Origin of the sequence: Streptomyces sp. NPDC059456, assembly GCF_042750055.1 — a bacterium.
Classification (GTDB): Bacteria; Actinomycetota; Actinomycetes; order Streptomycetales; family Streptomycetaceae; genus Streptomyces.
Map to the genome: position 1 here is coordinate 1 of NZ_JBHYVA010000539.1, position 5,980 is coordinate 5,980.

The 5,980-nt window shown below is 71.6% G+C and carries 6 protein-coding genes and 1 pseudogene; 6 read left to right on the top strand and 1 reads right to left on the bottom strand.

What is annotated here, in order from left to right; all coding sequences use genetic code 11:
- A pseudogene (locus ACFXA3_RS32715) lies at positions 1-293 on the bottom strand (hypothetical protein); the annotation flags it as partial.
- Between the two features lie 650 nt (positions 294-943).
- Here ACFXA3_RS32715 and ACFXA3_RS32720 point away from each other — a divergent pair.
- The 6 genes from ACFXA3_RS32720 to ACFXA3_RS32745 are packed head-to-tail and all read left to right on the top strand — an operon-like array spanning position 944 to position 5,928.
- Complete coding sequence (locus tag ACFXA3_RS32720; RefSeq protein ID WP_385192794.1) at positions 944-2,230, top strand: MFS transporter; 1,287 nt, start codon at positions 944-946, stop codon at positions 2,228-2,230.
- Between the two features lie 22 nt (positions 2,231-2,252).
- Positions 2,253-3,488, top strand: a complete 1,236-nt coding sequence (locus ACFXA3_RS32725; protein ID WP_385192797.1) for a cytochrome P450 — start codon at positions 2,253-2,255, stop codon at positions 3,486-3,488.
- A gap of 13 nt (positions 3,489-3,501) precedes the next feature.
- The gene (locus tag ACFXA3_RS32730) at positions 3,502-4,275 is read left to right on the top strand and encodes a class I SAM-dependent methyltransferase (protein WP_385192799.1); all 774 of its coding nucleotides are present in this window, start codon (positions 3,502-3,504) and stop codon (positions 4,273-4,275) included.
- A 54-nt stretch (positions 4,276-4,329) separates the two neighbouring features.
- Positions 4,330-4,977 carry a hypothetical protein gene (locus tag ACFXA3_RS32735; protein ID WP_385192801.1) on the top strand — a complete coding sequence of 216 codons (648 nt, stop codon included), beginning with the start codon at positions 4,330-4,332 and terminating at the stop codon, positions 4,975-4,977.
- Positions 4,974-5,336 (top strand): hypothetical protein, encoded by a 363-nt coding sequence (locus ACFXA3_RS32740; protein ID WP_385192804.1) that lies wholly within the window; start codon positions 4,974-4,976, stop codon positions 5,334-5,336. The genes ACFXA3_RS32735 and ACFXA3_RS32740 overlap by 4 nt, the downstream gene beginning before the upstream one ends.
- The gene (locus tag ACFXA3_RS32745; RefSeq protein ID WP_385192806.1) at positions 5,311-5,928 is read left to right on the top strand and encodes a hypothetical protein; all 618 of its coding nucleotides are present in this window, start codon (positions 5,311-5,313) and stop codon (positions 5,926-5,928) included. Before ACFXA3_RS32740 ends, ACFXA3_RS32745 begins: the two co-directional genes overlap by 26 nt.
- Positions 5,929-5,980: the final 52 nt, after the last annotated feature.

A 5,980-nucleotide genomic window follows, 5' to 3' on the forward strand; every position in this document is an offset into this window, starting at 1 on the left:
GTGTACGAGGTGGAGCCGTCCCCGAGGACCTTGACCTTGCCGTCCCAGGCCTCCTCGGGGCCCTTGGCGGCGGCCGCGTCGGCGGCGGCGCCCGAGGCCGCGAGCTTGGCGTCGCCCCGGGCCGCGCCGGCGGAGCCGCCCAGCGTGAAGGCGTACGCGCCCACGGCGGCCCCGCCCACGGCGATCACCGCCACGCCCATGCCGATGCGGCGGCGGTTGCGCGACTTCCTGCGCGCCTTGCGGGTGCTCCGGGACTCGGTCCTGGCGTCCGGAACGGTGTCGGTATCGGCCAACGCAGTCGTCCCCCATGATCACCGCAGCGCGGCCGCGCGCGGATGGTTCATACGAATATAGAACTTGTCCGCACTCATCCCACACCCCGGCCCCCCGGAGCACCTCGCTTCACAGCCAACTCACAGCCCGCCGGGCCGCCCCGGGTGAGGTCACGGCCGGGCGACCCGCACCTCTGCCGAGCCTCCCCGGCCCGGCCCCCACCTGCGTCCGGGCCCCGCCCCGGCCCCGTCCCGGACGCCGCGCGAGCGGATGACGGACAGCATCATGGCCGGATGTGGCGGCTTCATTCTGTCCCAAAAACATCCAGGTGTTCAAAGGCGACTCCTGAGCCCCATATCGACTGCCTTTCGATCAACGATCAATACGGAGAATTCGCCATATTCCTCCACGCCCTTGATGCTCCGGCGCGCCGCATGCTCCCATGACAGGTGCTGACGGCATCAGGCCGTCTCGGCAAAGGGGAATATCGTGCAGAGAATCCTGCAGATGATAAAGGGTGCATTCTCCGGGTCGGCCAAGGTGGACCCGCAGAAGATGGCGTCGCACGCCTTCCAGTACAAGTCCTGACCCGGGGGCCGGGCCGGGGATCACCGACCCGGCTCGGCGTCGGGGCCTTGAACGGATCCTGTTCCCGTGGAACGAGAAAGACGTGCCGGTGCCTTCGGAGAATCCTGGATCCATCTTCCGCGACGACAACTTCCGGCGGCTGGTCGTCGCCCAGTTCGTGAGTGACACGGGAACCGCGGTCACGGCCCTGGCCCTGCCGCTGACGGCACTCGCCGTCCTGCACGCCTCACCCTTCGTACTGGGTCTGCTGGGAGCCGCCTCGGCCCTTCCCCAGCTGTTGCTCAGCCTGTGGGCCGGAACGGTGGCCGACCGCGGCGACAAACGCACCCTGATGCTCTACTGCGATGCCGGCCGGTGCCTCCTGGTGTTGTCGGTCCCGCTGGCCGCGGCCCTGCACGCCCTCACGCTGCCGCACGTGTTCCTGGTCGCGTTCCTGGAAGCGTCGATCGGCCTCTTCTTCGATGCCGCCCACTCCGGTTTCCCGCCGGACCTGTTCGGCAGAGGACCCCGGCTGGAGGAGGCCCTGGGAAAGCTCAACGCCTCGTTCAGCACGGCCTTGCTCGTCGGCCCCTCCCTCGCCGGATTCCTCGTTGCCGCGGTCGGCGCCCCCGCAGCGATGGTGGGCGACGGCGCGTCCTACGCCATCAGCTTTCTCTTCCTGCTGCGCATCGCCGTGTCACGGCCGAGGGTGGAACGCCCCCGCGGCGCCGGAATTCCGCGCGCCGGGTTTTTCGCCTCGCAGGGCGAGGGTCTGAAATTCGTCTTCGCACACCGCGAGTTCCGTTCCATTGCACTGGCCAACGGAGTCGACTCGTTCTTCCTCGCCGCGTGGAACGCGCTGTGGCTCCTCTACGTGGTGCGTCATCTGCACTGGACCGCACAGGCCGCCGGCCTCGTCCTCGGAATCGGCGCCGCGGGCGGCGTCGTGGGCGCCCTGGTCGCGCAGCGGGCGACGCGGCGCTTCGGCATGACGCGCGTGCTGGTGGTCAGCTCGTTCGCCACCGCGCCGTGCGAAGCGGTCACGCTGGCGGTGCACCCCGGCCCGGCCGGACAAGCAGCCGTCCTGGCGTCGTTCGTCGTGGTCATGTTCTTCGTCTTCCTCTATACGACGGCGGCCCGTTCGTTCCGTCAGATGGCCTGTCCGAGCGACATGCTGGGGCGCGTGATGATGGCCGGCCGGTGGCTGTCGTGGGGAGGCCGGCCGCTGGGGGCCTTCGCCGGCGGAGTGGCCGGGGCCACCGTCGGCGTGCGGTCGGCGCTGCTCCTGGCGGTGCTCGGACTGCTGCTGCCTCCCGTGATCCTGATGACCGGCCTTCCCCGGCACGGCCCGGACCGGCGGGCGCACGCCCTCGAAGAGACCTCAGCCTGAGCCCCCTGACCGAAAGGCCGGCATGCCCCTCGACGACGACACCGCCTTCTGCGCCGATCGGATCCTGCACTCCGCGCAGTTCGTCCACGATCCGGAGACGCTGTTCGCCCCGCTGCGCGACCGGCACCCCGTATGTCCGGTGCACACGCGCAGCGGCACGCCGGTCTGGCTGATCAGCCGCGACGAGGGCGTGCGCGCCCTGCTCGGCGACGACCGCCTGGTCATGACCGGTGCCTACGCCGCCGGCGCTTCCGGCACCCGCAACGCCCTGGACCGCAATCTGCTGGATCTCGACGGCGCCGAACACGCCGCGATCCGCAGGCCGGCGGCCGGAGCCCTCTCGGCGCGTGCGGTGGAGCGACACCACCCGGCGATCCGGCGCATCATCGCGTCGCACGCCGCGCAACTGCCCGCCGCACGGGCCCCCGAACGGCCCGGCGCAGCAGCGTCCACGGAACTCATCAGTGCGTTCATCAGGCCCTCGATGCTCGCCTCGACCTGCACCGTCCTCGGCATACCCGCGGCAGACTGGGCCGACGTCGAACAGTGGGTCCGCGCCCTGCTCTCCCCGCAGGCGGCCGCCGTGGACGCGGACACGGCCCTCGCGGCCCTCGAACCGTACCTGCGCCGCCTCGTCCGGCAGAAGACCACCGTGCCGCAGGACGACGTCGTCTCCGCCGTCCTCGCCGCCGCCCGCGACGGCGGCATCGCGCAGGACGACATCGTTTCGCTCTGCGGCATGCTGGTCATCGCGGGATTCGAGAACACCGGCCGCACCCTCGCCAACGCGGTCCACCGGCTCGTCACGCACCGGGGCGAGTTCGCCCGCTACGCGCGGGCGCAGCCCGCGGAACGCCAGGCGCTCCTGGAGGACCTGATCCGCCTGTCCCTGCCGGAACCGCTGTCCTCCCTGCGCGTGGTGGCGCATCCCGTGGAGATCGAGGGCCGCGTCCTGGACCCGGGGGACAAGGTGATGTTCGCCTTCGGGGCGGCCAACCGCGACGACCGCAGGTACGCCGACCCCGAGGCCCTGGAGCCCCGCCCCCACGCCCGGGACCACCTCTCCTTCGGCAAGGGACCCCACTTCTGCCCGGGCGCCGCGCTGGCCCGCCTCCAGATCGCCGTCGCGCTCGGTGTCCTGGCGGAGCGGTTCGACGACATCCTTCCGGCGGACGGCGCCGGGCCGCCCCGGTGGACCGGCACCTACCGGCACCGTGAACTGTCCCGGCTCGACGTCGTTCTCGTCCCCTCCTCGTAAGGCGGTACCGGCCGTGTCTCGTGAACATCCCGCGCCTCCCCCAGCGCCTCCCGCGCCCGAGAGCGACGACGCTTTCGGCGCCCTCCTGTTGCGGTGCTGGCGGGCCGGCGGTGCTCCGGGCAGCGCCGCCGAGATCGTGGAGCGGGAGGACGGCTTCATCGGCTGGTCCGACCCCTGCCGCTACTTCGCCCCCTACGCCGACTGGGACCTTCCCGAACGGCTGCTGGCGGACTGGGCCGACGGCCGGGTCCTGGACATCGGCTGCGGTGCGGGCCGCCATCTCCTGGAACTCGCCGGGCGCGGCCTGGAGACCGCCGGCATCGACGCGTCCGCCGCCGTGACCGGCATAGCCCGCGCGCGCGGGGCGAACGTACGGTGCGCGGACGTCTTCGACTACGTGAACGACGCCGGGGCCGGCGCCTTCGACACCTTCCTCCTCGGCGGCGGCAACCTCGGCCTCCTCGGCTCCCGGGAACGCGGCCGGGCCCTGCTGGGCGCTCTCCGGCGCCTCGCACGACCCGGCGCACGGCTGCTGGGCGTCACCAGTGATCCACTGGCGACCACCAACCCGGTGCACCTCGACTACGCGCGCCTCAACGTGGCATCCGGACGCATGGCGGGCCAGGACCGCATCCGGGTGCGCTACCACAGGATGGCCAGCCCCTGGTTCGACTACCTCTCGCTCGCCCCCGCCGAGTTGGACGAGTTCACCGCGGGGACGGGCTGGAAGCTCAGCCGCATCGGCGAGGGCGACGGCGGTTACGCCGCCGAGCTGACGCTCGGCTGAACCGATGCCTGCGCCCGCGCACCGCCCGGCCCGGACCGCGTGACGAGGAGACCCATGACACCCCGGGAACCCGGTCCCCCGCTGATCGTCCCCCACATGACGGCCTGGGACCACGAGCAGGCTCCCCGGCTGGAACTGCGCTGGCGGCGCGGGCGGCTCTGCCTGGCCGACGAAACCCCGGCCGACCGTGACGAACGCGGCATCCTGTGGGCCCGGCACACCGATGCCCAGGGCGTCGGCCGCCCGGTCTTCGGCCGGGTCCACGGCGGCCGCCAGCGCCGGGCGATGGCGGCCCTGGACTGCCAGGTGTGCGGGAAGGGCGCCCGGCCCGCGGCGGACGGCCGGTGGACCTGGCTCGTGGACCTGGCCGAGGCGGCCGACGTCGGCCGCTACCGCGCGCCGTCCACCACCACGAGCTATCCCCCCGTATGCCGGCCCTGCCTGGTACTCGCCACGGACAGGTGTCCCGCCCTGCGCAGCGGGTTCGCCGTCCTGAAGGTGCGCAGGACCAGCCCCTACGGGGTCCGGGGCATCCCCTTCGCCCGCACCTGGCGGGGCGTGCGCCCACGCGGCGGCGCCCCTCACCACATCCCCTACGAGGACCCGGGCATGCCGGGGCTCCTGGCCACCCAGACCGTCGTCCGGCTCGAAGGCGTCACTCTCGTCGGCTGGGCCTCCGTCGACAGGAGTGCCGACCGGTGAGGGACTGGACCGGCCTCCTGGAACTCCTCCTCACCGCAGCCCTCGTCGTCCGGATGGCCGTCGTGGGATTCCTGCGGCGCCCCGGCGGAGTGTTCAGCTGGCCGATGTTCAGCCACGGCTGTTCCCTCATGGTGGACCTGACGGGAACGAAGGACGGGGTGAGCGAAGAGATCAACGTCTTCGACCTCTTCCCCACCGGGGACAGCCTCGCCCTCACGACCACCGAGCTGCAGACGGTCTGCGACTACCTGATGGACAGGTACGACAGCGTCGACGGGCAGGGACGCATGTGGTACGCGGGCGGCGAGACGACGATCGAGGTGGTGGCCGGACATGTGGTTCTTCCGCTCCCTGACTGACCTCTTCCACAACCCCACGCAGGAAGCGCACCTCCAGCTGTTCCGGATCGCCCTCGGCGTCGCGTGCACGGTGAAGTTCCTGGGCGAACTCGTCCAGGGCATGTGGGACTTCCTCGCCGACGGGTCGTACTCGCGCTACGAACTCGGCCGACGCCGCGGCCCGGACGCCGTGGCGCTCGTGGCGGCACTGCACCACCCGGTCACGGTCCTGCGCCTCGCGGCGGCGCCGGCACTGACACTCGGTCCGTGGCCGCACGCGGCGGCCGCCGTGGTCGCGCTCGGGCTGGCCTTCGAACTGACCTACCTCTACCGCTTCAACACCGTCTACCTCATGCTGTGCGCGGCGTGCCTGGTGGTCGCCGGGGCTCCCGGCCGGGGCCTGACCGTGACGTACGCCCAGTCCTGCGCGAACACGTTCGCCCAGTTCCTGATCGTCCTGATCACCGGCCAGATGTACGTCAACAGTGCGTGGATCAAGGCGCGTTCCCCGCACTTCCGCTCCGGACTGCGGGTGGCCCAGTGGATCGAGGCGGGGGCGGCCATCCGCCCGCGGCTCCCCCGCCGCGAGTTCTTCTATCCCAGTCTCTTTTAAACAAAGTACGCAGCCGCCGAAAATGTGAGTGTATAAAACGGGGGGGGGCGGT

Excerpts from the sequence above, each read along its gene's own strand:
- ACFXA3_RS32725 (WP_385192797.1), top strand. The coding sequence starts at position 2,253 with ATGCCCCTCGACGACGACACCGCCTTCTGCGCCGATCGGATCCTGCAC.
- ACFXA3_RS32735 (WP_385192801.1), top strand. The coding sequence starts at position 4,330 with ATGACACCCCGGGAACCCGGTCCCCCGCTGATCGTCCCCCACATGACG.
- ACFXA3_RS32745 (WP_385192806.1), top strand. The coding sequence starts at position 5,311 with ATGTGGTTCTTCCGCTCCCTGACTGACCTCTTCCACAACCCCACGCAG.